Source organism: Sphingomonas sp. (genome assembly GCF_035714405.1).
Lineage (GTDB): Bacteria > Pseudomonadota > Alphaproteobacteria > Sphingomonadales > Sphingomonadaceae > Sphingomonas.
Genome location: NZ_DASTMA010000019.1, coordinates 136,662 through 162,762, shown reverse-complemented (window position 1 = coordinate 162,762; position 26,101 = coordinate 136,662). Strand labels below are relative to the sequence as shown.

Annotated in this window: 25 protein-coding genes; 11 read left to right on the top strand and 14 right to left on the bottom strand. The window is 67.8% G+C overall.

What is annotated here, in order from left to right; all coding sequences use genetic code 11:
* Positions 1 to 76 precede the first annotated feature (76 nt).
* From VFQ64_RS12160 to VFQ64_RS12150, 3 genes are all read left to right on the top strand, one after another.
* Entirely contained in the window at positions 77 to 2,878 is a 2,802-nt protein-coding gene (locus VFQ64_RS12160) for a TonB-dependent receptor (protein ID WP_325103589.1), read from the top strand.
* Positions 2,875 to 3,888 (top strand): phytase, encoded by a 1,014-nt coding sequence (locus VFQ64_RS12155; RefSeq protein WP_325103588.1) that lies wholly within the window; start codon positions 2,875 to 2,877, stop codon positions 3,886 to 3,888. The genes VFQ64_RS12160 and VFQ64_RS12155 overlap by 4 nt, the downstream gene beginning before the upstream one ends.
* Before the next feature lie 86 nt (positions 3,889 to 3,974).
* Complete coding sequence (locus VFQ64_RS12150) at positions 3,975 to 5,297, top strand: alginate export family protein (RefSeq protein ID WP_325103587.1); 1,323 nt, start codon at positions 3,975 to 3,977, stop codon at positions 5,295 to 5,297.
* Positions 5,298 to 5,343: 46 nt separating this feature from the next.
* On the opposite strand, the gene VFQ64_RS12145 is transcribed toward VFQ64_RS12150, so the two are convergent.
* Positions 5,344 to 5,805, bottom strand: coding sequence for a PaaI family thioesterase (locus tag VFQ64_RS12145; RefSeq protein ID WP_325103586.1), 462 nt, complete (start codon positions 5,803 to 5,805; stop codon positions 5,344 to 5,346).
* A 47-nt stretch (positions 5,806 to 5,852) separates the two neighbouring features.
* On the opposite strand from VFQ64_RS12145, the gene VFQ64_RS12140 reads away from it, so the two are divergent.
* Both VFQ64_RS12140 and VFQ64_RS12135 read left to right on the top strand, forming a co-directional pair.
* Positions 5,853 to 6,632: an ion transporter gene (locus tag VFQ64_RS12140; RefSeq protein WP_325103585.1), complete on the top strand. Its 780-nt coding sequence runs from the start codon at positions 5,853 to 5,855 to the stop codon at positions 6,630 to 6,632.
* A gap of 18 nt (positions 6,633 to 6,650) precedes the next feature.
* Positions 6,651 to 7,949: an erythromycin esterase family protein gene (locus tag VFQ64_RS12135; protein WP_325103584.1), complete on the top strand. Its 1,299-nt coding sequence runs from the start codon at positions 6,651 to 6,653 to the stop codon at positions 7,947 to 7,949.
* 47 nt (positions 7,950 to 7,996) lie between these two features.
* Here the strand turns inward: VFQ64_RS12135 and VFQ64_RS12130 are convergent, their stop codons facing one another.
* From VFQ64_RS12130 to VFQ64_RS12115, 4 genes are all read right to left on the bottom strand, one after another.
* Positions 7,997 to 8,776: a metallophosphoesterase gene (locus VFQ64_RS12130; protein WP_325103583.1), complete on the bottom strand. Its 780-nt coding sequence runs from the start codon at positions 8,774 to 8,776 to the stop codon at positions 7,997 to 7,999.
* An 86-nt stretch (positions 8,777 to 8,862) separates the two neighbouring features.
* Positions 8,863 to 9,951 (bottom strand): catalase family protein, encoded by a 1,089-nt coding sequence (locus tag VFQ64_RS12125; RefSeq protein ID WP_325103582.1) that lies wholly within the window; start codon positions 9,949 to 9,951, stop codon positions 8,863 to 8,865.
* 59 nt (positions 9,952 to 10,010) lie between these two features.
* Positions 10,011 to 11,396 (bottom strand): DUF1501 domain-containing protein, encoded by a 1,386-nt coding sequence (locus tag VFQ64_RS12120; protein WP_325103581.1) that lies wholly within the window; start codon positions 11,394 to 11,396, stop codon positions 10,011 to 10,013.
* A 1-nt stretch (position 11,397) separates the two neighbouring features.
* On the bottom strand, positions 11,398 to 13,104 hold the full coding sequence (locus VFQ64_RS12115; RefSeq protein WP_325103580.1) for a DUF1800 domain-containing protein: 1,707 nt from the start codon (positions 13,102 to 13,104) through the stop codon (positions 11,398 to 11,400).
* 280 nt (positions 13,105 to 13,384) lie between these two features.
* Between VFQ64_RS12115 and VFQ64_RS12110 the strand changes: the two genes are divergently transcribed.
* Genes VFQ64_RS12110 through VFQ64_RS12095 form a run of 4 tightly spaced genes read left to right on the top strand, consistent with a single transcriptional unit; the run spans position 13,385 to position 17,574 of the window.
* Positions 13,385 to 14,737: an exopolysaccharide biosynthesis polyprenyl glycosylphosphotransferase gene (locus tag VFQ64_RS12110; protein WP_325103579.1), complete on the top strand. Its 1,353-nt coding sequence runs from the start codon at positions 13,385 to 13,387 to the stop codon at positions 14,735 to 14,737.
* Positions 14,727 to 15,701, top strand: coding sequence for a GDP-L-fucose synthase (gene fcl / locus VFQ64_RS12105; RefSeq protein WP_325103578.1), 975 nt, complete (start codon positions 14,727 to 14,729; stop codon positions 15,699 to 15,701). The genes VFQ64_RS12110 and fcl overlap by 11 nt, the downstream gene beginning before the upstream one ends.
* A complete protein-coding gene (locus VFQ64_RS12100) occupies positions 15,698 to 16,987 on the top strand; it encodes a WcaI family glycosyltransferase (protein WP_325103577.1) in 1,290 nt (429 codons plus the stop codon). The genes fcl and VFQ64_RS12100 overlap by 4 nt, the downstream gene beginning before the upstream one ends.
* Positions 16,984 to 17,574 (top strand): hypothetical protein, encoded by a 591-nt coding sequence (locus VFQ64_RS12095; RefSeq protein WP_325103576.1) that lies wholly within the window; start codon positions 16,984 to 16,986, stop codon positions 17,572 to 17,574. The genes VFQ64_RS12100 and VFQ64_RS12095 overlap by 4 nt, the downstream gene beginning before the upstream one ends.
* Here VFQ64_RS12095 and VFQ64_RS12090 read toward each other — a convergent pair.
* Positions 17,555 to 17,803, bottom strand: coding sequence for a hypothetical protein (locus tag VFQ64_RS12090; RefSeq protein WP_325103575.1), 249 nt, complete (start codon positions 17,801 to 17,803; stop codon positions 17,555 to 17,557). The genes VFQ64_RS12095 and VFQ64_RS12090 overlap by 20 nt on opposite strands.
* Positions 17,804 to 17,922: 119 nt before the next feature.
* On the opposite strand from VFQ64_RS12090, the gene VFQ64_RS12085 reads away from it, so the two are divergent.
* Complete coding sequence (locus VFQ64_RS12085; protein ID WP_325103574.1) at positions 17,923 to 19,257, top strand: hypothetical protein; 1,335 nt, start codon at positions 17,923 to 17,925, stop codon at positions 19,255 to 19,257.
* Positions 19,258 to 19,264: 7 nt separating this feature from the next.
* Here the strand turns inward: VFQ64_RS12085 and VFQ64_RS12080 are convergent, their stop codons facing one another.
* The 5 genes from VFQ64_RS12080 to VFQ64_RS12060 form a co-directional block, all read right to left on the bottom strand.
* Positions 19,265 to 20,665 carry an RNB domain-containing ribonuclease gene (locus VFQ64_RS12080; protein WP_325103573.1) on the bottom strand — a complete coding sequence of 467 codons (1,401 nt, stop codon included), beginning with the start codon at positions 20,663 to 20,665 and terminating at the stop codon, positions 19,265 to 19,267.
* A 118-nt stretch (positions 20,666 to 20,783) separates the two neighbouring features.
* Complete coding sequence (locus VFQ64_RS12075; RefSeq protein ID WP_325103614.1) at positions 20,784 to 21,773, bottom strand: inorganic phosphate transporter; 990 nt, start codon at positions 21,771 to 21,773, stop codon at positions 20,784 to 20,786.
* Positions 21,774 to 21,801: 28 nt separating this feature from the next.
* Positions 21,802 to 22,914, bottom strand: coding sequence for a DUF47 family protein (locus VFQ64_RS12070; RefSeq protein WP_325103572.1), 1,113 nt, complete (start codon positions 22,912 to 22,914; stop codon positions 21,802 to 21,804).
* 39 nt (positions 22,915 to 22,953) lie between these two features.
* Entirely contained in the window at positions 22,954 to 23,310 is a 357-nt protein-coding gene (locus VFQ64_RS12065; RefSeq protein WP_325103571.1) for a PilZ domain-containing protein, read from the bottom strand.
* A gap of 76 nt (positions 23,311 to 23,386) precedes the next feature.
* Positions 23,387 to 23,764 carry a response regulator gene (locus VFQ64_RS12060; RefSeq protein WP_325103570.1) on the bottom strand — a complete coding sequence of 126 codons (378 nt, stop codon included), beginning with the start codon at positions 23,762 to 23,764 and terminating at the stop codon, positions 23,387 to 23,389.
* A 116-nt stretch (positions 23,765 to 23,880) separates the two neighbouring features.
* Between VFQ64_RS12060 and VFQ64_RS12055 the strand changes: the two genes are divergently transcribed.
* A complete protein-coding gene (locus tag VFQ64_RS12055) occupies positions 23,881 to 24,090 on the top strand; it encodes a hypothetical protein (protein WP_325103569.1) in 210 nt (69 codons plus the stop codon).
* A 12-nt stretch (positions 24,091 to 24,102) separates the two neighbouring features.
* Here the strand turns inward: VFQ64_RS12055 and VFQ64_RS12050 are convergent, their stop codons facing one another.
* The 3 genes from VFQ64_RS12050 to VFQ64_RS12040 all read right to left on the bottom strand — a co-directional run bounded on the left by VFQ64_RS12050 (position 24,103) and on the right by VFQ64_RS12040 (position 26,002).
* Positions 24,103 to 24,681: a PRC-barrel domain containing protein gene (locus tag VFQ64_RS12050; RefSeq protein WP_325103568.1), complete on the bottom strand. Its 579-nt coding sequence runs from the start codon at positions 24,679 to 24,681 to the stop codon at positions 24,103 to 24,105.
* 88 nt (positions 24,682 to 24,769) lie between these two features.
* Complete coding sequence (locus tag VFQ64_RS12045; protein ID WP_325103567.1) at positions 24,770 to 25,627, bottom strand: DUF2171 domain-containing protein; 858 nt, start codon at positions 25,625 to 25,627, stop codon at positions 24,770 to 24,772.
* A 105-nt stretch (positions 25,628 to 25,732) separates the two neighbouring features.
* Entirely contained in the window at positions 25,733 to 26,002 is a 270-nt protein-coding gene (locus tag VFQ64_RS12040; RefSeq protein ID WP_325103566.1) for a GlsB/YeaQ/YmgE family stress response membrane protein, read from the bottom strand.
* Positions 26,003 to 26,101: the final 99 nt, after the last annotated feature.

Sequence of the window (26,101 nt, the reverse complement as noted above, 5' to 3'; positions counted from 1 at the left end):
CACGGACCCGACATGCCCGCCGCCTAGGCGGGCTCCCGAGAGCGCGCGGGGAGCGCGCCACCCCGGGGGACTAGCCATGATCGTTACCGTCGCGCGCCGGCGTCTTGCGCTGCGCTTTGCGTCCTTCGCCACCGTCTCACTTTCAGCCTTGTTGGCGGCCGAGGCGAACGCCCGGCAGGCGGCGACACCCGCGACTGCGGAGTCCGTCGCCGAGGCGCAGACCGGCGATGCGCAGGTTCAAGATGTCGTGGTCCGCGCCTCCCGGCCGATCGCCGAATCCGAGGCGGCGGCGCTGCGCATCCAGCGCAACTCCGACTCGCTGGTGACGGTCGCCGCCGCGGACGCGGTCGGTCGGCTGCCGGACCAGAATATCGCGCAGGCGACCGGCCGGCTGCCCGGCGTCAGCGTCGAGCGCGATCAGGGCCAAGCGCGCTACGTCAACCTGCGCGGCGCGCCCAAGACCTGGACGACGCTGTCGTTCGACGGCATCAACGTCGTCAGCCCCGAGGGCCGCGACTCGCGCTTCGACAGCATCCCGTCGGCGATCGCCTCGCAGATCATCGTGTCCAAGGCGGTGACCCCCGACATGCCGGGGGAGACCATCTCCGGCAATGTCAACGTCGTGACCCGCTCGGCGTTCGACTATCGCGGCTTCCATCTCGGCGCCAAGGTGGGCGGTGGACTGGTCGATCTCGGGAATCGCGAGGAGTTCGAGGGCGCGCTGGTCGTGTCGAACAATTACGACACGGGTGTCGGGCGGATCGGCTGGGTCGTGTCGGGCAGCTATTATCAGCGCAACATGATCACCGACAATTTCGAGAATGACTGGGAGCAGGTCGCGCAGGATCGACGCCCGGGCTTCGAGGACCGCTACTGGGTCCGCGAGACCGAGAACAAGCTGTACCGGTTGACGCGCAAGAACTGGTCGCTGTCGGGGCGGCTCGACTGGCAGCCGAGTGCGGACACCGACCTGTCGCTGCGGTCCATCTACACGATCTTCACCGACGATGAGGCCCGCGACAACTACATCTTAGATCTCGACGACCGGCAGGGCGATCTCGTCGCCAGCACCGCCCCCTGCCCAGCCGCGCCGACGCCGCCGACGACGTCGGCCTATGCGGATGTGTGCACAGGCAACTCGCCGGTGCTGGGCACCGTCTATGGCGTCGACATCAACCAACGTTCGACGCTGCGCGCGTTCCGGCAGTCGATCTTCACCAATACCGCCTCGCTCGACCAACGGTTTGGTGACGGCTGGGGGCTGAAGCTGACGGGCAATTACACGCGATCGATCGACGATCGTTCGGTGACGGGCGAGAACCGCTTCGATAGTCCGTCGACGCGGACCGCACGGCCGACGGTCGCCTATGACTTCCGCGATTCGCAGCTGGCGCGGGTGCGGCTGTTCACGTCGCTGCAAAGCGGCGGCGTGTTCTCCGCCGCGACGCCGGTGACCGACATCGACAGCTTTACCAAACCGCTGACCTCGTTCCGCACACTGGACGCGGTGGACACGACCGAGGCCTATACCGGCCGGGCCGAGCTGCGTCGCGAGATCGGCCTGTTCGGGGGCGAGGCGACGCTGCGCGCGGGCTTCCAGTTCGATCAGCGCACCAAGACCGCCGACGAGAGCGAGATCCTGCTCAGCACGGCAGCGCAATTCGCCGCAGCGGGCTTTCCGGCCACCACCTATCGGCCGCTGTCGATCGACGGTCCGTTCAAGGGCGAGATTCCGCTCGGCTATACCTTCCGCTACTTCAGCGTCGATGCGATGCGCGACCTTCAGGAGCGGGCGGAGAAGGCGTTCCCCTATACGCCCGTCACCGGCAACAACTATGCGGTGCGCGAGCGCATCTATGCCGGCTATCTGATGGGCACGGTGCGCTATAACTGGGGCAGCGTGGTCGGCGGTGCACGCGTCGAGAAGGTGGAGAACCGTGGCCGCGCGGTCGGGACGGTGGCCGGGGTGGTCGTCCCCGTGGAGGCGGAGGCGAGTTCGACGCTGGTGTTCCCGTCGCTGCACGTCAACGCCAATGTCGGCGCCAACGCCAAGCTGCGCGTCGGCTTCACCAGCGGCGCGGCGCGCGCCGATTACGACCAGTTGCGGCCCAACGTCGTCGTCAACGACTCCAACCTGTCGATCAACGGCGGCAATCCGGGCGTGAAGCCGGAGCGCGCCTACGGCGTCGACGCATATCTGGAATATTACGCCCAGCCGCAGGGCTTCTTCATGATCGGCGCCTATTACAAGCGCGTCGAGGATGTGCTGTTCAACTCCTCGCGCACCTTCGGCTCCGATGCGCTCAATAGCGGCGGCGTCGACCGCTCGGGCTATACCTTCAGCGGCATCGTCAATGGCGGCAGCGGCTATCTGCTCGGCGCCGAAGCGGCGGCGCAGCAGCAGCTGGAGCCCTATGCGGCAAAGCTCGGCCTGCCGGCATGGGCAGGGGGCTTCGGCATCTCCGCGAACGTCACGCTCAACAAGAGCGAGGTGACCAAGCCCGCGATCCCCGGCACCATCGGCGAGCGGAAGCTGCGGCTGCCGGGCACGTCGGACGTGGTGGTGAACGCGGGCGGTTATTACGAGAAGTACGGGCTGTCGCTGCGGCTGCAGTATCAGATGCGCACCGATTGGCTCGACACGGTCGCGGATACGCTGGTCGACGCCGGCGACACCTATTGGGCGCTCGACACCGAGCTGGACTTCTCCGCCCGGTACGAGCTGCGCCGCGGGGTCGAGATCTATTTCGACGCCGCCAACCTGCTCAACCAGCCGGGGCGCCGCTATTCCGACATCTTCCGGCGCGACCGCAGCCGCACCATCGAGTGGGAGCGGTTCGGGCGGCGGTACACGGGCGGCGTGCGGGTGACGCTGTGAAGCGCATAGCCCTGATCGCGGCGGCCCTGACGGGATGCACCACCCTCCCCGCCACCGCGCCGACCGGCACGGGCGCGGTGACGGCATTGCGCGAGACGACGGCGGTCGCAACCGCCAACGCGGACGCCGCCGACGATCCGGCGATCTGGGCCGATCGGCGCAATCCGGCGCGCAGCCTGATCGTCGCGACCGACAAGCGCGCAGGCCTCAATGTCTATGGCGTCGACGGGCGGCTGCGCTCGAGCTTCCCGGCGGGACGGGTCAACAATGTCGATCTGCGTGAGTGGCGCGGGCGGATCGTAGTCGCCGCCAGCGACCGCAACGATCCCGCCAACGGCAAGCTGGCGCTGTTCACGCTCGATCCCGTCGCTGCGACGCTAACGCCACTGGGGGTGGTACCCGCCGGGCCGGGCGAGGCTTACGGCCTGTGCATGACCCGGCGTGCCGATGCGCTGTATGCGTTCGTGGTGATGAAGGACGGGATGATCGTCCAGCTCCGCCTCGGCGCGGACGCACGCTCGGCCACAGTGGTGCGGCGGATGAAGCTGGCGACGCAGAGCGAGGGTTGCGTCGTCGATGACCGCAACGGGCAGCTGTTCGTCGGCGAGGAGAATGTCGGCATCTGGCGCTTCGACGCGGCGCCCGGCGGCAGCGTCGAGCCGATCGCCGTGGCGCGCGGCGACGGCATCCGGCTGATCCCCGACGTCGAGGGTCTCGCCATCGCCGCGCAGGGTCGTCGGGGCGGCTATCTGGTCGCGTCGAGCCAAGGCGATAACGCCTATGCGCTGTGGCGCCTGCCCGATCTCACCTATGCGGGGCGCGTCCGGGTCGTCGCGGGCGGCGCGATCGACGGCACCTCCGAGACCGACGGCATCGACGTGTCGACCGCGACTGTTCCGGGCTTTCCCGGCGGATTGCTGGTGGTCCAGGACGGCGACAACGCACCCGAAGCGCAGAACTTCAAGCTGATCGCCTGGCACGACGTGCTCAGCAGGGTGGAGCACCGCTAAGGGCAAGCTCCGCTAAACACCGCCGGTGGAACGCTTGCTGGCGATTTGAGGGTTAGCACGCCAGGACGGCCGGCGGAGGGGCGTCGATGCGGGTTGCGGGGGTGTTGGCCGGAGCGATGGCGGCGATGCTACCCGGCGTCGCCGAGGGTCAGGCGCGGCCCGACGGCTTCGACCTGAGCGCAACCACCCGGTTGCGCTACGAGACGATCGATGGGCAGGCGCGCGCCGGGTTCAACGAAGCAGACGATCTGCTCAATCTCCGCACGACCGTGCTCGCGGAATATCGCGACGGTCCCGTCCGCCTCGTGGCGGAGCTGTGGGACAGCCGGGTGTACCTGGCCGAGCAGGGTACGCCGGTCACAACCGGCGAGGTCAACACACTGGAGCTGGTGCAGGCGTTCGTGGAGGTAAAGGCGAGCCGCACGGTGGCGGTGCAGGCCGGGCGATTCCTGCTCAACCTGGGATCACGGCGGCTGGTCGCGGCGGATGATTACCGCAACACGACCAACGGCTATACCGGGTTGCGGGTAGACCTGGCGCCAGCGCTGGGGTGGAAGGGGACGGCGATCTATACTCTGCCGCAGCAACGCCGACCCGATGACCTCGGCTCGTTGCTCGACAACCGTGCCGGGCTGGACCGGGAAGGCACCGCCCAGGTCCTGTGGGGCGGCGTGATCAGCCGGGCGCGCGCCGTCGCGGGCGCGATGGTGGAAGCCTCCTTCTTCCACCTCGGCGAACGCGATGAGCCCGGGCGCCCGACGCGCGATCGGTCGTTGAATACCGCGGGCGTGCGGATCATGCGCGAGCCTGCGGCCAAGCACTTCGATTTCGAGACGGAGGGCATCCTCCAGCGCGGGCGGGCGGCGGCGGGGCTCGGCGCTGCCACGCCGGTGCAGGCGGTACGCGCGTGGTTCTTTCATGCGGATGCGGGCTATAGCTGGGGCGGTGGGTGGAAACCGCGGCTGTCGGTGGAGTTCGACGCGGCGAGCGGTGACAATCCCAGCGGACGCTATGGCCGGTTCGACACGCTGTTCGGGATGCGTCGCGCCGACCTGGCCCCGGCGGGATTGTACAACGCCATCGCGCGGACGAACATCGTCACGCCGGGCGTACGGCTGGAGGCGACGCCGGACGCGCGCACCGACTGGTTCGTCGCCTATCGACCGATGTGGCTGCAATCGCGCTTCGACGGCTTCTCGTCGACCGGCGTTCGCGATGCGAGCGGTCGGTCGGGGTCGTTCGCCGGGCATCAGCTCGACGCGCGGCTACGACATGCCTTGACCCGCAACCTGCGGCTGGAGGCGGACCTGGTGCTGCTCGCCAAGGGACGGTTCCTGCGCGACGCGCCGAACGCTCCGCCGGGGCGGTGGACGCGCTATCTGTCGTTAAACGCGACCGCGAGCTTCTGACGATTCGGGCGCGGCATGTGCCGCAGGTGCAGGCCCTGCCTGAGGACTAGCGGCGACCGACCTTCTTGATGATGCCGGTGAAGCTCAGCACCGGCCGGTCGTCGGCGGTGACGAGACCGCGGACGAACACGATCGACTTGGCCGCGCGCGTGATCTGCCCGCGCGCCTCGACGAACTCGCCGACGCGAGCAGAATCGAGGAAGTCGCCCGACAGATTCATCGTCACCCCGAACGACCCCTCCATCGCCGGCCGCGCGATGGTGAACAGCGCGGAATCGGCAAAGGTCATCAGGCAGCCGCCGTGCATGAAGCCGCCGCCGTTCATGTGCTCCTGGCCGGCACGAAAGGCGGTGATGCCCTCGCCGCCTTCGAACTTTTCGTAGAAGGGGCCGGCGCGCTGCTCGAAGGCGTCGCTGCGCCACATCGACCACCCTGCCCACTCGCCTTGCGTGATGAGCTGCAGCCGGCTGTCGCGTTCCATCTCCCCCGTGCCGATCTGCTCGCTCACCTGGCCCCCCTTGCGCGTTCCGCGACGATGCGGTCGAAGGCGCCATGATGTTGCGCGCAGCCCGACGCAAGCTTTACGTCCAGCTCGCCCCGGAACGCTGGCCGGGGGAAGGGCTGTCGCCGCTCAACGCGGTGATCTGCGTCGCGGTGCTGCTCGCCACGGCGGTCGCGATCGTCGAAACCGAGCCATTCGTTGCGCGCGGACGCGAACAGCTGTTCCGAACGGCGGAGATTGGGTTCGGGCTGTTCTTCGCCGCCGAATATCTCGGCCGGTTGTGGGTGGTGAGCGAAGCCGACGATCCCCGGGCGCGGTGGCGGCGGCGCGTCGGCTTCGTACTGAGCCCGTCCGGGCTGATCGATCTGGTGGTGATCCTGACCTCGTTCGCGCCGTTCCTGACGCAGAACGCGCAGATGCTGCGGCTGCTGCGGTTGATCCGCATCGTCCGACTGGCGAAGCTCGGGCGCCTGTCGGTTGCAATGCGCTATCTGGGTGAAGCGATCGGGGCCCGGCGGATGGAGCTGGGACTCACCGCCGGCATGGGGCTGGGCCTGATGGTGGCGGGTGCGACCCTGCTGTACTGGCTGGAGGGCCATGTGCAGCCGGACAAGTTCGGCAGCATTCCGCGCGCCTTGTGGTGGGCGGTCATCACGCTGACCACCACGGGCTATGGTGACGTCTTTCCGATCACCCCCGCGGGCAAGCTGGTGGGCGGCTTGATGGCGATCTGCGGGATCGGCGTGATCGCGCTGCCGGCCGGCATCTTCGCCTCCGCCTTCAGCGACGCGGTGCAGCGCGGCCGCGCCGACAAGGGGGAACCCAACGCCTGACCGCTCGTCCTACGGTGCATGGCAAGTCCTTCTGAAACCATCGCAAAGCTGGCCGAGCCGCTGCCCTCGCCCGATCATCCCTCCTTCGGCCGGATCGCCGACCGCTTCGCCGACGCGCGCCTGGTGCTGCTCGGCGAGGCGAGCCACGGTACGGCGGAATTCTATCGCGCGCGGGCGGAGATCACCAAGCGGCTGATCGCGGAGCACGGCTTCACGATCGTCGCGGTGGAGGCGGACTGGCCGGACGCCGCCGCGATCGACCGGCGGGTCCGGGGGCGGCCGGCGCGCGCGCTGGGACGACCGTTCGCACGCTTCCCCACCTGGATGTGGCGCAACACCGAGGTCGACGCGCTGGTCCGCTGGATGACCGGCTGGAACCGCGACAAGGGCCCGCAGGCGCAGGCAGGCTTTTATGGCCTCGACCTCTACAACATGGCCGACTCGACACGGGCGGTGATCGACTATCTCGACCGCGTCGACCCCGAAGCCGCGCAGGTCGCCCGCAACCGATATGGCTGCCTGACGCCATGGCGCGACGATCCGGCGCGCTATGGCCGGCGCGCGATGACGACGGGCTTCGCCGAGTGCGAGGACAAGGTGGTCGACATGCTGCTCGACCTGTTCTCGCGCAGCCAGGACTATGGCTCGATGGAGGATGACGACTTCCTCGATGCCGCGGCCAACGCCAAGCTCGTCGCGGACGCCGAGGCCTATTACCGGGTCATGTACCACGGTGCGGCGGAGAGCTGGAACCTGCGGGACACGCACATGGCCGACACGCTCGACCTGATCCTCGCCGCCAAGGGCGACGGGGCAAAGGTCGTGGTGTGGGCGCACAACAGCCACCTGGGCGACGCGCGCGCGACGGACATGGGACGGCGGCGCGGCGAACTGAACCTGGGTCAGCTGGCGCGCGAGCGGCATGGCAAGGGGGTGCGGCTGGTCGGCTTCGGCACCCATAGCGGCACGGTCGCGGCGGCGAGCGACTGGGACGCGCCGATGGAGGTGAAGACGGTGCGGCCGTCGCTGCCGGGCTCGGTCGAGCGGCTGTGCCATGACAGCGGCGTGGCGCGGTTCGCGCTCGACCTGCGCGCGCCGGAAACCGCGGCCGTGCTGGACGAGGAGCGGCTGGAGCGGTTCATCGGCGTGATCTATCGCCCCGAGACGGAACGCTGGAGCCACTATGCCGAAAGCGTGCTGGCCGAGCAGTTCGACCATTGGATCTGGTTCGATGAAACCCGCGCGGTGACGCCCCTGGACGATATGGTAGGGGCGACGGGAGAGGGTTCGGAGGAGATGTGGCCGTTCGGGGTTTGACCGGCTGATCGCGACGTCTCTCCTGAGGTCCTGCGCCCCCTGCCCGTCTAGACCGGCACATCCGCCCTGCCCTCTCCCAGCGTCTCCTTTGGCGCCGGCGACATCGTCCGGGCGATGGTCTCGAAATGGCGGCCCTCCGCGCGGATCTCGTTGAAGGCAGGCGGGCTGTGGCGCAGGCGCTTGGACAAGGTGCCGGCGCCGATCATGCGGACGGTGCGACCGGCGCGCTCGACGGGCGTGTCGAACGGATAATGGACGTGGCCGGTGAGCACCGCGTCGGCGCCGGCGGCTGCCAGCTTCTCCAGCGCCGCGGCGCCGCCATGCGTCCGTGTCGCCTCGGTCAGGCCGATGTCGAGCAGCGGGTGATGCGCGGCGACCAGGATCAGGTGATCCTTGGGCGCCGCCGCGATCTGGCGCACCGCCGCCGCCAGCGAGCGCGCGCTGACGATGCCCTTGGATTGGTCGACCCGCCATTGCAGGCGCGCGACGGTCTTGAGCGGGACCACGGTAACGCCCGGCACCGCCAGCGGTCGTTCGAGCATCCGCTCCACCGCGGCGTATCGCGCATAGGGATCGAGGATGCGGCGCAGGAAATCGGAATAATAGGGAACGTCGTGATTGCCGATCTCCACCGTCACCGGCACGTTTAGACCCTTGAGCCAGGCCGCGCCGGCCTCGAACTCCTCGGTCTTGGCGCGCATGGTCAGGTCGCCGGTCATCACCACGGCATCGGGCTTCTCCTCCGCGACGCAGCGCGCGAACCAGTCGAGCGCGTCGGGATCCTCGGCGCCGAAATGGACATCGCTGACGTGGAAGAGCTTGGTCATGGCACCCCGTTAGCCGCTGGCCGTCCGCAGTTGAACCCATCGGCTCCTGCCCAACGACCGCGTGCCGGCCGCACCGGCAGCACGGATCAAGCGACTTCCGCCAATGCGCGGGGCTCATGCATGGGACAGCCGTTGACCTTCCCCCGTCGCTCCGCGGACTGGCGATAGGTATCCCGCCGCGCGCGATTGATGTTGCCGAGCGGCTGGTGGGCTGCCAGCCCGTGCCAGATGTTGAACGCGAGCGCGTCCTCGGTCCCGGTGCTCTCGACGGGCTTCCACCCGATCTGCGGCGGCACCTCCAGCGTCGCCACGGTCACGAACGGGCTGTCCGCCTGCTTCCACTCGATCGTCGGATCCTCAACCGGCTGCGCCTCCAGGTCGCAGCAGAGCTGGACGCGCAGCTCCCAGGTGCCGCCATGCTCGACGAGACGCTCGTTGATCACTTCTCGCAGTGCTTCGGGGCGCCCTCTGGTATGGACGCGGGTGCCAGTCAACTCCGTGAGACCTACCGAGACGGGGAAGAGCGCCCACTTCGCGATGTGATCGCCATAGCGAAAAGCGGTCTGACTGAAGTAGGTCTCACCCAGCGGATGGACGGGCGGGGCGCCGCCCATCTGCTCGAGGTTCGGGGCGGGCATGCCGACCGCCTTCAGCCCCGCGGCAACCGGCTGCAGCACGGCGGACATCGCCTTTTTGACGCCCTCCAGCTTGTCGGTAGTCTTGGCCAGCATCTTGAGATTGCCGAGGAACAGCTTGGCGGTCGGAGCACCGAACGCCGGGCTGTTGACGAGGACAAAATCCTGCGTCGTGTCCTCCTCGGACCCCGGTAGCCGCTCGCCCTCAACGCCGAGCAACTTGAGCGCCAGCCCGCGCGGCGAGTTGACGGAGTCATCGAGGATGTCGCCCGGCTGGGTCGAGATGCGCAGGATCGCCTTGTAGCTGCCACTGTGGGCAAACAGTCCCTGCGCCACTTCGCTCGGCAGGCCGTGCCTGACGGTCAATGTGCCGCGCGCGATCCCGTGACCCTTGGCATGGACGGCGCGAACGCCGTGGCCGTAATCCTTGGCCGTGGTCTCCTGGATACCGCGGAACTGCTCATCGAGCTCGCCGATCGTCTCGCGCTCATCGGGCTGCAGCTGTTCGACGGCGGGACTGAAGCGGACGGGCGGGTTCATGGACGAGCTCCTCTGGCGGAGTTCGGTGAACCACCGGTCGAGGTCAGCGTTCCCGATGCTTACACAAAGCCCAGATTCCAGCTGCTTGGGTTGTAATTGCCTATATTGGGCAGCACCGTCGTCAACTCGCCGGTGGGCACGCCGAACCAGCTCGCCAGCGTCGCCGCATATTGGTCGACCGAGGTGGTGGGAAGCAGCCGTCCCTGCCCGACATCGTCCGCGGTGCCGTTCCCGATCGCCGGCGGGGTGCCATAGAAGCGCGCGCCCTTTACCGCGCCACCCATGACGAAGTGCATCGAGCCCCAGCCATGGTCGGAGCCGTCGTCGTTCGACTGCAAGGTGCGGCCGAAGTCGGAGCCGGTGAAGGTCGTCACCCGGTCCGACACGCCGAGCTGGACAGTGGTGTCGTAGAACGCCTTCATCGCGTTGCCGAGTGCGGTCATCAGCGTCGGATGCGAGGTCACGAGGTTGTCGTGGAGATCATGCCCGCCCTGGCTGACGAAGAACACCTGCCGCTTCGCGCCGAGTTCGGCCGAGACCGCGATCATCCGCGCGACCATCTTGAGCTGGTCGGCGAGGTTCCCCGCTGGGAAGAGGTTGAAGTTCGCAGCCGGCGCGCCGGCCAGCGCGCCGGTCACCTGCGTATAGGTGTCGAGGGCGCGTCTCGAGACCTTGGCGTGTTCGGCGGCAAACATGTTGGGGCCTTGCGTCGTCATCAGCGAGCGCAGCGTACTGGCCACCGTCTGCGACCCGAACAGGCTGGCGCTGTTGGACAGCAGGGCAATCGGACCGCCGGTGCCAATCGAATACTGCAGCGCCGAGCGGCCGGTCAGGTACACCGCATTGCCGCTGGCGTTGATGCAGGTCAGCGAGGCGGCGCCATTGCCGTTCTGGAACACGTCGCCGATGCGCCCGCCCCAGCCCGACGTTGCGCCCTCCGGGTTAGAGGCTTGGAAGTAGCTCTGCTGATCGTTGTGGCTGAACAGCTTGGGCGGCAGCTTAACCGATTGCTGCTGATATTGCTGCTTGGTGGTCGGCTGCACCAGCGTGCCCAGGTTGAGCACCGGCGCGAGCTTGCCGGCGTTGAAGATGGGCAGCAGCGCCGACAGGTTTGGTGCCAGCGCGTACTGCCGCCCGCCCGCCAGCGCGGTCGTCGGGTTGAGCAGCGTCGCGGCCAGCGCGTCGCGGTTCAATGCGATGTTCTGGCGCGCGGCGGCATAGGCGGCATAGCTCGCCTGGTCGTACGGCGGCAGGGTGTTGGCGTAATCGTTGCCGCCGTAGAGGAAGACGCACACCAGCGCCTTGTAGTCGGTGGCGGTCGCTGCCGCCGCCTCGCCGATCGCGCCGAGCGAGGTGACGAAGGGGGTGGCCACGCCGGCGAGGCCGAGCACGCCGGAACGCCGCAGGAAAGCACGGCGGCTTTGGTCATGTTCGAAGCAGCTCATGTCACCTCACCGTCAGGAAGTCGGGCGACGCGAGCGTCAGGACGATGGCAGCATTGACGCGGTTCTGCGACGCGTTGGTAGCCGTGGTGGCGATGCTGTCGATGGCGGCCTTCATCGCGGACACGGTGGCGGCGGAAAGCTGCCCGGCCGCGAGCAGCAGGTTGACCTCGTCGACCAGCGCCTGCGCGTCCCCGACCTTGGCGAGGATCGCCGCATAGTCGGCCTTGCTGTCGCCCGAACCATTGAGCACCAGCGCGTACATGTAGTTCACGTAGGCGATCACCGTCTGTTCGTTGGTGATCTGGAACTCGGGCGCGACCAGACCGGCGGCGCTGATCGTGCTGGCCGGCGGGGCATAGCCGGGGCGGAAGAAGTTGAAGACCGTCGGGCTGCGGCCCATTGTCTGGCCGAGCCTGGTTGTGGTGGAGGAGGTGTCGCCGAAGCTCCACGCATTCGACGGGGAGTTGACCCCGAAGGCGCGCGCCCAGGCGGTCAGGCGCATCACCGGCTCGCGCAGCTTGCCGCCGGTTGCCGATGCGAGCGCGGCGTCCGAGCGTGCATCGGTATCGAGCAGGATCGCTTTGACCACCGCCTTCATGTCGCCGCGGACGCCGGCGCCATTGTCGGCGAAGGCCGCGGCGACGCGGCCGACATAGGCGGGCGAAGGGTTGGAGGTGACGAGCCGCTGAATCAGCTGCTTCGACACGAAGGGAGGGACGTTGGGATGGGCAAAGATCGCGTCGAGCGCGGTCTTGATCGCGGCGGTGCCTTCGCCGCTGACGGTGGTGCCGAGGAAAGTCGCCGCGCCTGTCTCATGCTGGCCTGCGTTCATTACCATCGGCAGCCGATAGCGATCCGGCGTCGAGGACGTGTTGTTGGCGAGGTTGAGGCCGGTGAACACCCGCGCCAGCCCCGAGACGTCGGCCGGGGTATAGGTTTCGAGCGGCACCCCGCCGCTCGTCTTGACCGTGCCGTCCATGTTGAGCTGGGCGAGGCCCAGCGTGAACAGCTGCATCAGCTCGCGTGCGTAGTTCTCGTCCGGCACCGCCCCGGTGGTCGCGTTTGCCTTGCGATTGTTGAGGAAGGTCAGGAACGACCCCATCGCCGCGTTGAAGGTGACGGCTTCGAGGATCTGTCGGTAATTGCCGAAAGCGTTGTCGAGCAGCACGTCGACATAGGCGGCCATGGCGAACTGCCGCCAGTTCAGGTTGACGCCACCGATACCGACCACGAGCAGGTCGAGCAGCGCCATGCCGACGCGCTGGCGCAGCTGGTCCGGCTCGGCGATGAGCTGGCGCCACATTGTCGGATCGAAGCCGGCCTCGTTGTTGATGTTTCCAGCGACGTTGTAACCGTTGCTGGCGAGCCAATCCCAGTGCCTGACGGCGCGCGGCATCGCGAGTTGGTCGTCGATCCAGCCGTCGAACCCGCGCGCGACCACCGCGGCGATGCTGGCACTGCTCGCTCCCATCGTCGCCTGACCCAGGAAGCGACTGGCCTGGGTTGCGGTAAGCGTCTGCGGCACGACGATAACGGGCGGCGTAGCCGGAGGGGCCGCGCCGCTCGTCGCGCCGCCACCGCTACTGCCGCCACCGCAGGCTGCCAGCGCCAATGCCGAGGATGCCAGCGCCAGCGTGGCGGGCGAGAGCGCATGCGCCGATTCGCCGCCGCCGCCATCAGCCAAGCACAGATCCGTTCCGTCCAGCATGTACCCACCCCGCCGCAAAGCACCCGCGACCGCGCCCGCGCTGCTCCCCTGCGCGCCCTTTACCCTCTAACTGTTTGCCGTAACAGGTTAACCGGCCAGTCTTCATCGCAGCGAAGGCAGGGTTCGGCGCGAAAGAACCCGCGCAGGAGCGTCGTCGACAAAGATGGTGAACACACATTGCAAGTGCTTTCGCGATTTTGCTGCACCTGCTAACGGGCTGTTGGACAACCGGACGGGGCGGGAGGCGGTGGAACTCAGCGGATCAATCACCGCACCTGGAATGACCCGGGCGCGTTGGCGGCCGACGAAGGCGCGACTGCGCTGGCGGCTGTACCTCTTACTTCTCTGCACCGACGTGGCCATGATCCTGCTGGCCCACGCCGCAGCCGGCGCGCTTCGGTTCGGTAACGTACTGGATTCGTATACGATTCAGCTGCTTGTGGTCACGCTACCGCTCTATGGCGTCGCCGCGTTCGTCGTGAACGCCTATTCCGTACCCGTCCTGCTGGCAGGCTGGGAGAGCGTGCGGCGCGGCTGCAAGGCGTATGCGCTGGCGCTGACCGCAACGGTGTTCTTCTTCTTCCTGTTGCAGACCGGCGCGCAGATGTCGCGCTTTACCTTTCTTGCGGCTGCGCTGTTCGGCTTCATCGGTATCGCGATCGCGCGTTGGTTCGTCGGCAAGAATGCGAGCAGCATCTTGGGCGGCAGCGCTTACGACGTGATCGTCATCGCCGACGGCGTCTCCGGCTATCCCCGAAGCGGCTGCACCATGTTCGTCGATGCATCCGGCAGCGTCGATCCCGAACATCAAAGCCCGGCCAATTTCGCCAGGCTGGGCCGATTGGTGGGGAACGCGGACCGGGTCGTGATCGCCTGTGAGCCCGAACGTCGGCTCGCATGGGCGGCGGCGCTGCAGGGCGCCAACGTGCAGGCGGAGGTGATCGCGCCCGAGCTCGCGGCACTCCGCCCGCTCGGAATCGCGCGTCACCACGACCACCCCACCATTATCGTCGCCCAAGCGCCGCTGCTGCTGCGGGACCGCATTATCAAGCGCGCCTTCGACATCGTCGTCGCGAGCTTGCTGATGCTGCTGGCGGCACCGGTGTTTCTGCTGATCGCGATAGCGGTGCGGCGGTCGAGCCCCGGCCCCGTGCTGTTCCGCCAGCCTCGCATCGGCCGCCGCAACCAGCAGTTCGAGATCCTCAAATTCCGCAGCATGCGGGTGGAGACGACGGACACGGAGGGTCACCGCTCTGCGTCTCGCGACGACGACCGGATCACGCCGGTCGGCCGGGTCCTGCGCGCCACCAGCCTCGACGAGCTGCCGCAACTGCTGAACGTGCTGCGGGGCGAGATGAGCATGGTTGGGCCGCGCCCGCATGCCGTAGGTTCGCGCGCCGGCGAGCAGTTGTTCTGGGAACTGGACGCGCGCTACTGGCACCGGCATGCGATCAAGCCTGGGCTGACCGGCCTGGCGCAGGTTCGCGGCTTTCGCGGTGCTACTCCGGAAGGCATCGACCTGACCAACCGGCTGGAGGCGGATCTGGAATACCGCAGCGACTGGTCCATCTGGAAGGACATCCTTATCCTGCTCCGCACCGCCCCCGTGCTGCTCCACCGCAATGCATACTGAACATCCGACGCAAGGCTTCGCGCTCGCGGGGAAGCGGGTCCACGTCGCCGGCCATCGCGGAATGGTGGGCAGCGCGATCGTCCGCCGTCTGGAGCGTGAAGGCTGCGATCTGCTGACCGCTTCCCGATCAGAGCTCGACTTGCTCGACCAACGGGCGGTGCGCGATTGGTACGCGCGCGAACGGCCGGACGCGGTGTTCCTGGCAGCGGCGCGGGTGGGCGGCATCCACGCGAACAATCAGCAACCTGCCGACTTCATCCACGACAATCTCGTCGTCCAGTCCAACGTCATCGACTCCGCACATCGCGCCGGCGTGGGCAAGCTGATGTTCCTCGGGTCGTCGTGCATCTACCCGAAATTTGCGGAACAGCCGATCCGCGAGGAGGCGCTGCTCACCGGGCCGCTGGAGCCGACCAACGAGTGGTATGCGATCGCCAAGATCGCGGGGATCAAGACCTGTGCCGCCTATCGCCGGCAGCATGGCAGCGATTTCGTGTCGGTCATGCCGACCAACCTTTATGGCCCGGGCGACAATTTCGACCTGCAGAGCAGCCACGTCTTGCCCGCGCTGATCGCAAAGGCGCATGCCGCGAAGATCGCCAGGGCACCCGCCCTGACGATCTGGGGATCGGGAACGCCGCGGCGCGAGTTCCTGCATGTCGACGATCTGGCCGATGCATGCGTCTTCCTGATGCAGCGATGGTCGGCGGAACAGCATATAAACGTCGGTTTTGGGGACGATATCGCGATCCGAGACCTGGCCGAGCTGGTGTGCCGGGTGGTCGGCTATGACGGTCCGATCGCGTGTGACGCGAGCAAGCCCGACGGCACGCCGCGCAAGCTGATGGACAGCAGCCGGCTGCGCGCGCTTGGCTGGGCGCCGCAGATCGGCCTGGAGGAGGGCGTGGCGGGCGTCTACCAAGCCTTTCTCGCCGGCGACGGGCGAGGACGCGCGGCGGCGTGAAGGCGCTCATCATCGGGCTGAACTATGCGCCCGAAAAGGTCGGCATCGGCCCGTATACCACCGGGGTGGCGGAGGCGCTCGCCACCGCCGGTCACGACGTGCAGGTGGTGACCGCGCCGCCATATTACCCTGCCTGGTCGGTCGGCTCGGCCGATCGCGGCGGATGGCGGCGCGAAACGCGAAACGGGGTGCGGCTGGTACGATGCCCTTTGTATGTGCCCCGGCGCCCGAACGGCCTGAAACGGGTGCTGCATCATCTGAGCTTCGCCCTGAGCGTGCTCGGCCCGGTGCTGGTGGCGGCGGCGTGGCGTCGGCCGAGGCTCGTGATCGCGGTCGCCCCCTCCTTGGCTTCAGTGCCGATGGCTTGGGCCGCCGCGAAGCTGGCGAGGGCGCCGCTCTGGCTGCATGTGCAGGATTTCGAGGTCGAGGCGGCGTTCGCGACCGGGCTGATCGCGCGCCGAGGCTGGATGCAGCGGCTGGCGCTCAGCATTGAGAACCGTCTGCTGCGCAGTGCCGATCTCGTCTCTTCGATCAGCCCGCAGATGACGCGGAAGCTGGTCGACAAGGGCGTCGATCCCGACCGGGTGCGCGAGTTGCGCAACTGGGCGGAGGACAAATGGACGAGCACGCCGGCCGGCGTAGCGCGGTATCGAGAGGAATGGAGCCTGGGCGATCGCCAGGTCGCGCTGTACAGCGGAAACATCGCCGCCAAACAGGGCATCGGGCTGCTGATCGAGGCGGCGCGACTGCTGGCGGGGCGTTCCGACATTGCCCTCGTTATCTGTGGTGAAGGCCCCAATCGCGCGGCGCTCGAGGAAGCGGCGACAGGGCTTGCGAACGTACACCTTCACCCGTTGCAGCCGCAGGAACGCATGGGGGACCTGCTGGCGCTCGCCAGCGTCCATCTGCTGCCGCAATTGCCTGACGCCGCCGACCTGGTGTTGCCATCCAAGCTCGCCAACATGCTTGGTTCCGGCCGACCGGTCGTGGCGACTGCAGCGCCCCGCACCGGCCTCTACGACGAGGTTGCGGGCTGCGGGATTGCGGTGATCCCGGGCGACGCTCAGGCGCTGGCCGACGCCATCGCCGTGCTGGTGGACGATCCGCTCCGGCGCGAGGCATTGGGCAGCACTGCAAAGGCACGGGCTCGGAAACGATGGTCTCGCCGCGCCCTGCTTGCGCGCTTCGTCGACACCGCGCAGTCGCTGGCACACTACGGCCGGTTGCGCATTCCGGACGCCGACGATAGCGGAGCGGACGACGAGGCGGATAAGGCGACGGTATGACGGAAGCGACCCCCCCCAGGCGCCGGCGGTCCGGACAGAGCCGCTCGACGGCCGCGCCCTCGCTCACGTCGCCGCAATTCGGGCGCAGGCTCTTCATCCTGATGACCGTCGCCGGCGCGGCCTTTTTGTTGATCGGCGTCTATGTGGTGCAACGGGAGACCAGTTCCTCGGGGCTCGGCTTTTTCGGCATGAGCAAAGCCGAGACCCGTTACCTTTTCGGAGCACCGACGCGTGGCACCGACGGCGACACGGAGTGGCGTTATCTGGAGAACGGATCGGCTAGCGTGGTGCGGTTCGACCGCAATGGTGCGGTCAGGACCATGGGCTGCGCCGCGACAGTTCCTGACGGCGGAGCGGATTGCCCCACGTTGTTCGGCATTCGCATCGGTACCAGCGAAGACACTGTGTGGAGCAGGCTGGGTACCCCTCAGGCGCTGATCTTCCGTGAAGACGGCAAGATCCTCCACTATCCCGAGCTAGGGCTGCGCATCCTTCTGCGACGGCTTCAGGTCGTCGCAGTCGAGCGGCACGATCCGGTCGGTTCGCTGCCCCTGGTCGGGCGAACCCTCAGGATGCTCGCCCCGTGACACCGCGGCGGCGCGCGACGTCGAGCGCAAACCAGCAGCATTGTGCGAACACCACCCCGACGGGTGCGAAGATGCTCAAGCGCATCCACAACAGCCATGCCGCAAGCACGAACACACTCAGACCATGAGCCAGGACGAGGTGCATGGTACCCCGGACCGGCCATGGCAGGCGCAGCGTGGCTCGGCTGACGAAATAAGTCAGGAGAAACGCGGCAGTCAGGCGGATCATCAAGGAAATCATAGTGCCCGCGCCTCGTTCAACGTTGCGCCATGTAGCGAAGCGTTGGACTTCAGGGCAAGCGCATTGCGTGGCGCGGGTCTTTGAGCCGCCGCCGTATCGCATTGGGATTGGCCGCGAATGTCTATGACAAGCTGCTGATCGCCGGCATCCAACTGCTGATGGTGCCAATGCTGGTGCTGCATTGGGGCTTGCACCTCTATGGTTGCTGGCTCGTGCTGGCGACGATCCCGAGCTTTCTGGCGCTAGCAGATATGGGGTTTGGTGGTGCCGCCTATCTGCGCATGATCGCGCTGGTCGCGCAGGACAAGCGCGATGCGGCCGTGGTGGTGTTGCAGACCGCATGCCAGGTCGTCGCGATCGCCTCCGTGGTGGTGCTCATCCTTGCGCTGCTCGTCATCTATTCCGTGCCCGGCGGATGGCTGCCGAGCGATCCGGCCCTTTCGGCTGGCGACGCGCGGACCGTGCTGGCGGTGCTGGTCCTCTATGCGCTCGCCGTGTTCCAGAAGATGCTGCAGGGTGCGGGCTATGCCAGCGTGCAGCTGGCGCCGCTGTTCTCCCTCACCGCCGCGCATGTGGTGCTGCTGGAGAACGCGCTGTTAGTGGCCGCCGTCTTGGCCGGTTACGGACCGGTTGTCGGTGCCGCAGCCCTGGTTACGGGCCGGATCGTCGGGACGCTGTGCCAATGGCTGCTGCTGCGGCGGCGCGCACCCTGGCTGCGCTTCGGCATCGCACGCGCGGATGCGGCGGAGCGGCGGATTCTGGCGCGCTCGGCCGTGGGAATGATCGCAATCCCGCTTAGCGCTGCCACCGCCTTGCAGGGCAGCGTCCTGGCGTTGAGCGCCGCGGCCGGCCCGGTCGCGGCGCCGGCCTTCGTCGCCGCGCGGACATTGTCGCGGATCGGGCTGCAGGCGACACAGCTGTTGACGCACGCGCTGATGCCGGAATTCACCGCCGCCCATGCGCGGGGGGATCGCAACGGCCAGGCGGGCATGCTGCTCGCGGTGGTCGGTGCGGCCGCATTCGCCGCCCTGCCCTTCGCGCTTTTAATCGGCCTGGGTGGCGACTGGATCCTGGCGCTGTGGACGAAGGGGATGGTGACGGCTCCACCCGGATTGATGCCTGCCATCGCCTTGTCGGTGGCGTTCGGCGGGCTGTGGCCGCCTTTGTCCAACCTGATGCTGTCCATCGATCGTCATGGCTCATTCGCCTGGCCCTATCTGGCGCTTGCGACACTATCGGTCGCGGCGACCTACCTGCTCGGTCGCAGCTTCGGCGCGACGGGAGCAGCGTTGGCGTTGGCGGGGTTGGATGCTTGCATGTGCCTTGTGGTGGGCCGATTCGCGGTGAAGACGTGGTTGCATGGCTTGCCGCTCGGCACTGTGGCGCGGGCGCAGATGGCGGCCGTGCAGGGGCGGGTGTTCGGTCGTTCGGGCAAGGGTTGACGGCACGTCACGTCCCCGTGCCCACCGCCGGCAGCATGAACGTCGCGCGGCGCTTGAGGGGATCGACAGCGGCGAGTTGCACCTCGACGGTTTCACCCGGCTGGAGCCCTGGGGCCGGCAGACGCGCGGCGACGGCGACGTCGCGGAGCTGAATGCGAGCGCCGTCTTCATCGCTGGCGACCACCACGGCGGCGAAGCGTTCGCCGACCCGGTCCTTCAACATCGCGGCTTCGGCGAGGTCGATCACCGCGCGGTTGATCCGGCCGGCGATCGCGTCGGCACGGGCCATCACGGCGGGGAGCTTCTCGAAGGCCTGCGCCACCGGCTCCGGCACGGGGCGGCCGTTCGCGACCGCCAAGGCCGCCTGGACGACGTAGCGGTCGGCGAGACGGCGCAGCGGCGCGGTCGCGTGGGCATAGGTAGCGGCGACGGCGGCGTGCCAAGGCTTCACCCCGTGGCGAAAGGCTTCATAGGTCGCGCCGAAGCTGGCGCGGCGCAGCGCCAGCATGAAAGCGGCGTGCTTCGGGGCGCCCGCATCCAGCGTCCGCTCGAAAACATCGAGCGGCTGGTCGGCGGGCCAGGGAAGCGCCAAGGCCTGGGCGGTGTGACGCAGCCGCTGGACGGCGGGTGGCGCGGGCGCGGGCATGACTCGAAACAGGCCGGTGCCGTGCGCCGCCAGCGCATCCGCCACCGCCATGTTGGTGGCGAGCGACAGCGCGGCGTTCTGATCCTCCGACACGAGGCGCGGACGGAAGGCGAGCGTGTAACCACCGTCGGTGGCGCGCGCGACTTCCTGTTCCGGTGGATCGACGCGCGACGCGCCGCGGCCGGCCTCCGCGGCGGCGATGCGGCGGGAGAGTTCGCCGAAGCCGGCGGGCAACTGATCTTCGCGTACGCTGTCATAGGCGAGCTTGGCGCGACTGCGGATCACCGCCCGCTCGACCACATCGAGCTGGACCGCCCCGTCCGGCGCGACGCGGACAGTGAAGATCACAGCCGGGCGCGGACCGCTGGGGAGCAGGCTGGCGGCGTCCTCGCTCAGCGCGGGCGGGTAGAGGCCGGCGCGACCGTCGGGCAGGTACAGCGTCTCGCCGCGCTTCCAAGCCTCGACATCGAGCGGGTCGCCGTCGCGGACGAACCAGGCGACGTCGGCAATAGCGTAGTGGAGGAGCAGGTCGGCGCCCGTCGCTTCGATTGCGAAGGCCTGGTCGAGGTCGGTCGAGGTGGCGGGATCGAGCGTGACGAAGTGGCGGTCGGTGCGGTCGGCATGTTCGGTAGGCGGGCGCGTCGCGGCTTCTTTGGCTGCTGCAAGCACTTGCGGGGGAAAGCTCTCGGGAACAAGGAACTCGGCGCGGATCGCGGCCAAGCCTTGGGCGAGCGCGTTTGGTGGGTCGATGATGGTTTTCACGAGAGTGACGGTAGCGGCTTAGCGGCGGCCCGTCATGCCGTCCTTCAGCCGGCATCCATGCGCGGCATGCGACACACCCGTGGAGAGATGAACCCCGGCTCGAGCCCGGGGTGACGCGTTAGCCGGCGATCAGCGTCGTCAGATAGTAGGTGCCCGCCGAGATCAGCCCGGCCGCCGGCAGCGTCAGGAACCAGGCGATGACGATGCTGCCCGCGACGTTCCAGCGCACCGCCGACACCCGCCGCGCCGCGCCGACGCCGACGATCGCGCCGGTGATGGTGTGCGTGGAGGAGACCGGAATGCCGCCGACATTGGCCATGAACAGCGTGATCGCGCCGCCGGTTTCGGCGCAGAAGCCTTGAGCTGGAGTCAGCCGGGTGATCTTTGAGCCCATGGTATGGACGATCTTCCACCCGCCCGACAGCGTGCCGAGTGCAATGGCGATGTAGCAGGATAGCACCACCCAGAAGGGGACGTGGAACTCGCCGCCGAGCAGACCCTGCGAGTAGAGCAGGACGGTGATGATTCCCATCGTCTTCTGCGCGTCGTTGCCGCCATGGCCAAGTGAATACATGGCCGCAGAAACCAGCTGTAACTTACGGAAATGTTTGTCGACTGACAGCGGCGTCATCCGCAACGTTCCCCATGCGACGGCCAGCACCAGCACCAGCGCGAAAAACATGCCGGTGGCCGGCGCCACGAAGATGCCTGACACGGTCTTGATCACGCCCGACCAGACCACAGCGTCGATCCCGACCTTCGCCAGGCCCGCACCGAGCAGGCCGCCGATCAGCGCATGGCTGGATGAGGAGGGGATACCGAGCAGCCAGGTCGCGACATTCCAGCTGATCGCACCCATCAGCGCCGCAAAGATCACCGCCGGGTCGATGATCTGCGCGTCGACGATGCCCTTGCCTACCGTTTGCGCGACATGAACGCCGAACACCCAGATTGCGGCGAAGTTGAAAAAGGCGGCGAACAGCACCGCGTGATGCGGCTTCAGCACGCGCGTGGAGACGATCGTGGCGATCGAGTTCGCCGCGTCGTGGAGGCCGTTCAAAAAGTCGAACAGCAGTGCCACGCCGATCAGCGCGATCAGCAGGGTCATGGAAATGGTCACGGGGTGCGCCGCCTACCTAGGCGTGGTCGATCACGAGACCCTGGATCTCGTCGGCGACATCTTCGAACCGGTCGACCACGCGCTCCAGGTGCCCGTAGATTTCGCGCTGGATGATGAAATCCATCGGCGCGTTCGCCTTGGCCTGGAACAGCGCCCGCAGGCCGTCGGCGTGGATGGCGTCAGCATCGCCCTCGATGGTGATAATGCGGGCGGTGAGTTCGTGCAGGCGATGCGCGTTGCCGTTGACCGAGCGCAGCAGCGGCATCGCTTCCGCGATCAGCCGCGCCGCCTCGACAATAATGCCGGTCATGTCGCGCATCTGCGGCTCGAACGCGGTGACCTCGTACAGGCGTATGGTGTTCGCGGTCTGGTGCATCTGGTCGATGGCGTCGTCCATCACCCCGATCAGGTCGGTGATCGCGCTGCGGTCGAACGGCGTCACGAAGATGCGCCGGACGTCCATCAACACGTCGCGCGTGATATCGTCGGCGCGATGCTCCTGTTCGATGATCGCGGCGATGTGGCGATCGGCCTCTCCATCGGCGGTCAGCAAGCGGGCAAGTGAGTCGGCCCCCGCGGTGAGCGTCGCCGCATGCGCCTCGAACAGCTCGAAGAACCGCCCCGTCTTGGGCAGCAGCGCCTGAAACCAGCCCAACATCGGCACGCGTCTCCTCAATTTGGTCTGCAATCTCGGCAGGACCCGGTCCGACAGGGTGAGTCGAGGCGGCTCCCTGAAGCCGGCGATCAGCGATCGCAGCTCCGGCTCGGCGACCGCGAGCGCGGCATTCGCGAGATCGAACCATTGTGTGACACGTTGATGACGTTCGGGCCACTCGGCCGCCTGTTCGGTGACCAGAAAGCTATAAAGGGCGACGGTGCGGTGACGGGGCGCGCGCAGTCGACGGCGTTTCCAGTAGCGAAATCGGCCGAGCGGCGTGGGACAGACGATACCGCGGATGCCGGCCTCCTCCCACCCCTCCTCCGCGGCCGCCTCATGCGGCGCGAAGCCGGGCATGGGGTTGCCCTTGGGGACCACCCAGCGGCCGGTATCGCGGGAGGTGATGAGCAGCACCTCGACCTGCCCGGCGGCAGCGGTTCGATAGGGAAGAAGGCCAATCTGCTCGCTCACGCCCGCCGCATGGGCCGGCGACCGAGCAACGGCAAGGACTTAGCTGGTCGCCGCGTCCAGCTCCGCCGGCGTCAAAGGCTGCGTGAACTTGACCCCGCAGCGTTCACCCATGACCCAGGTTACACGCGCCTCGACCATCCGGTCGCCGATCCTCAAGGTGACGCCGCTCCAGACGCGGTGGGTACAGCGGGCGTGAACACAGGCGCCGATCGCCGACAGGTTGAGCAGATGGGCGCGGTAACGACCATCGACGGTGTCGAGCCATGCCGGACTGAAGACCTTCCGCCGGGTGGCGGCGCGGGGTGTCTGCGGACGGGAGGGTTCCGACCCCTGGCGACCGTACTCGGCCCGTCGTGCCCCCGCCGCCACGTCGATAGTCCTTGCTTCTTCCCGCATCGCCAGAGCCTCACCTGCGAAGACTCAAGGATAATCCGGGAAGGTTACCAAATCGCAACGGCGGCCCCTGCGGCGCTCAGCTGCCGCTGACCGCTTGCAACAGCTCCAGAAACTGACCCTCCCGATAAGGCTTGCCCAGGAACTCGCCGCCGCCGGGCAGCTCGTCGCGCCGCGGCCGCATCTTGCCCGAGGTGATGATCAGGTGGACATCGGGGCGAAGGTCATGGACCCGGCGCGCGAGATCCAGCCCGTCCATCTCGCCCGGCATGTTGATGTCGGTGAACAGCACCGTCACCTCGGGATGGGCCGCTAGCTGGACCAGCGCCTCGGCCGCATTGGCCGCCTCGATCGCAATCCAACCGGCATCGGCCAGCATATCGGCCGCGTTCATACGGATCAGCGGCTCGTCGTCGACCACCAGGACGACGCCGCCTTTGTTCGGGACGACAGACATGGCGCTCCAATGGCTCCGCTCCGGAGTTGTTCCCTCCATGCGGGATGATCGCGGTGGCGCCATGGCGGAACGTCCGCCCCCCGGCGACCGTTGCGGTGGCAAGAGGAGAGAAGAAGATGATGGGGGCGGAGCATCTGCCATGGGCGACCGAACCCGGCGCGCAGGGGCACACGGTGTGCGCCTGGTGCGACCGCGCGATCTACCTGCCGGCGGTGCCGTGCTCCGTTCAGCCGGTCGCGGGATTGCTGGAGATGGCGACGCAGCCGGGCCAAGGCGAGCGTTGCAAATTCGAGTTGAGCACGCGAACGCCGGCGGAGGGCCGCTGAAACCCCGCCGGGCTAGAGCGTGGCGGGCCAATCGCCGGGCGTGAGCACCGGGCGGGCGGCGAGGTCCTGCGCGCTGAGGTCGCTGCCGACGCCATTTTCGGAGAAGCGGAGCTCGCGCGGGTCGAGCGCGTGGAGCCGCTCGCCGACGCCACCGACACCGCCTTCGCTGACCACGACATAAGAGAGCTCGGCGCCGTTGCAGCGCATCATTGCCTCGACCACCGTGCCGAGCGGAGCATCGTCCCGGCCGGTGAGCTTCGCCCCCGCCAGGCTGCTGACCGCGAACAGCGTCGGGACGCGCCGCATGGCGCTGCGTTCGACCGCGGTCTTGCCGCCTTCCTCATACCGCGCCTGGCGCCCGAGCCAGCGCCAGATGCCGAGCAGGTTCACCGCGGTCAGAAATATATTGGAATACAGCAGCTGCGTCGAATCGCCCTTCAGCAGCGCGACGGCGGTCCAGCTCAGCGATCCCACCGTGAACACGATGAAGCCCAGGCCCGTGATCCGCGCGCCCAGATTGGCGGCCGTCATCGTCGCCGCGATGCAGGTCGCGGCCAGCGCGATCCATCCCGCAAGATCCGCGGAGTCCATGCGATTTCCTTCTAGTGTCGACCCTCACAACGAACGAACGCCGCGGCGGGGGGCACCCGGCGCGGCGTTCGCGTGACGAAGGGTTGGATCAGCGGCCGGTGACGACCAGCTCGGTCCGGCGGTTCTCCGCCTGGCCGCCGGTGGTGGCGTTGGTGTCGGCCGGAGCGGCCTCGCCGCCGCTGGCGGTCTCGATCCGCGCGGCATCGATGCCGGTGCCGACCAGCGCGGCCTTGACCGCCTCGGCGCGGGCCTGACCGAGCCTGGCGTTGGCCGGGTCGTCACCCCGGGCGTCCGCATAGCCCGCGATGCTGACCCGCGCGGTAGTGTATTGCTTCAACACCGCCGCGACCTGGTCGATCTCGTCACGATCGCTTGGGCGGATGGCGCTCGAGCCGGTATCGAAATTGATCTTCTCGAACGCGAAGCTGCGCGGCGCCGGGTCCGTGCCGGCCAGATAGCCGCTCAGTCCGGACACGCCCAAAGTCCCGGCGGCAGGCGCGTCGGGGTTGCCAGCGGCTACCGTCGCGGCAGAAGGAGCGGATTGGGTAGGAGCGACCGCGATCGCCTCCCGGTCGTTCGAACAGCCCTTGTACAGCAACAAGGCTACCAAGAGCGCGAGCCCGAGCAGCACCCAGGGCAGGTAACGCTTGCTCCGTGGCGCGTCGCCCGCGACGGCGGGGTTGGCAACACCGGTACCCGCGGTCGCGCCCGCCGTCGCCCCGCCGGCGCGGACGGCGCTCGCGGGAACGGAAAGGTGGACGTGCTCGTCGACGCGCGCGACCGAGGACAGAGGGACATAATGGTGCTGCCCGTCGGGCGAATCGTTCCTGGTCAGCTTGATGCGACCGGCGCCCTCGGCACCCTCGACCGCATCGACCGCGCCCACTCGCTCACCATCGCTGCCGATCACCGGCATGTGCGGCCGGATCATGCCGTAATCCACCATCGCTACCCTCCTGTTGGGGCCGACCCCCGGCCGGTCTTGATCAACGGCTCAAGCGCGCGCGGGTTCACCGCGCGCGCCGTCGCCATCGCTTCGGTATCGATCGGCTCAGCGCACCGAGCCGCGGCGCACCAGGTTGACGATCGCGAGCAGCACAATCGCGCCGAGCAGCGAGACCAGGATGCTCTGGATGTTGATGCCGCCCTCCATGATCGAGGTGCCGCCGATCAGCGGGGTGATGATGAAGCCAGCGAGCAGCGCGCCGACGATGCCGACCACGACATTGAGGATGATGCCCTGCTGCCCGTCGGTCCGCATGATCATGCTGGCGACCCAGCCGATAAGACCGCCGACGATGAGAAGAATGATGAGGTTCATGAGTTGGTGCTCCTGTTGATGCCCGCCAGCGCGGCACGACGCCGCTGGTTACCGCTGGTTCAGGTGCATCAACCCACATCGAGCCCGGAGGTTCATCGT